This window comes from Streptomyces alkaliterrae (assembly GCF_007097205.2).
GTDB classification, from domain to species: domain Bacteria; phylum Actinomycetota; class Actinomycetes; order Streptomycetales; family Streptomycetaceae; genus Streptomyces; species Streptomyces alkaliterrae.
Genome location: NZ_VJYK02000579.1, coordinates 1 through 1,408 on the forward strand (window position 1 = coordinate 1; position 1,408 = coordinate 1,408).

A 1,408-nucleotide genomic window follows, 5' to 3' on the forward strand; every position below is an offset into this window, starting at 1 on the left:
GGTCAGGTGTCTCCGGGGTGGTGGTCGGCGAGGGCGGCGTCGACGAGTTCCGCGGCGGCGCCGGTGTAGCGCTCGGGGTCGAGGAGTTGCGCCAGTCGGCCGGGGGTCAGCAGGGCGGCGACGTCGGGGTTCTCGTGGAGGATGGCGGCCAGCTTGCGGCCCGTCCGGTCGGCGCGGGTGGCGGCTTCGGTGAGCAGGGCCTTGGCGGCGTGTTTTCCGAGGCGTGGGGCGAGGGCGGCGGCGAGGCGTTCGGTGGCGATCTGCCCACCGGTGAGGCGGAGGTTGGCGCGCATCCGGGCGGGGTCGACGACCAGCCCCTCGGTGAGTTCCACGGCGGTGTGGGCGGCGCCGCCGGTGAGTCTGAGGCATTCACGGAGGGGCTGCCACTCGGCGTGCCATGCCCCGCCCGAGCGTTCGTCCTCGGAGAGCAGGCAGCCGGTCAACACACCTGCGTAGGCCGGGACTTGAAGGGCGGCGCTGCGGATGAGGGTGGCGAGCACCGGGTTGCGTTTGTGCGGCATCGCCGAGGAGGCGCCCCGGCCGGCCCCGCCGCCGCGGGGTTCGGCGACCTCGCCGACCTCGGTCCTGGCCAACGACTGCACGTCGACGGCGATCTTGCCGAGGGCGCCCGCGGTGAGGGAGAGGACGGCGGCGAGGTCGGCGACGGGGGTGCGCAGGCTGTGCCACGGGAGGGTCGGGGCGCGTAGCCCGGTCTCGTCGGCGAACGCGGCGGCGAGACGGGCCGGGTAGTCGGGTTCCGCCGGGGCGGTGGCGAGGTAGCCGGCGAGGGTGCCGGCGGCGCCGCCGAGGGAGTGCGGCAGTCCCTCGTCCAGAAGGCGGGCGACGCGTCGCGCGGCGTCGAGTACGAGTTGTCGCCACCCGGCGGCCTTGAGGCCGAAGGTGGTGGGCACGGCGTGCAGGGTGAGGGTGCGGCCGGGCATGGGCGTGTCCCGGTGCGCGAGGGCCAGTCGGCGCAGGGAGCGTTCGCAGCGCCGCAGGTCGGCGTGGAGCAGGCGCAGGGCGCGGCGGGCGACCAGCATCGCGGCGGTGTCGAAGATGTCCTGGCTGGTGGAACCCCGGTGGACGAACTCGGCGGCGGCCGGGTCGAGTCGGGCCACGGCGTCGGTGAGCGCGGCGACTAGTCCGACGACGGGGTTCGCGGTCTCCCGGGCGCCCCTGGCGACGGTGACGAGGTCGACGCCGTTCCCCCGTGCCGCCGCGGTGATCGCGGCGGCGGCGGACTCGGGGAGCGTGCCGAGCCTGGCCTGGGCGCGGGCGAGCGCGGCCTCCGCGTCGAGCATGGCGCGCAGCCAGGCGGTGTCGGAGACGGCGTCCTCGACCGGTGTACCGGCCCGGACCGGTGAGAGCAGCCCGGCGTCGGGTGCCGGGGGGCTCGCGGCGGGGGCGG

General features: G+C 76.4%; 1 protein-coding gene. It reads right to left on the bottom strand.

What is annotated here, in order from left to right; translation table 11 throughout:
• Positions 1–2 precede the first annotated feature (2 nt).
• On the bottom strand, positions 3–1,408 hold a 1,406-nt coding region (locus tag FNX44_RS26885), incomplete at its 5' end, for a nitrosuccinate lyase (protein WP_143651568.1).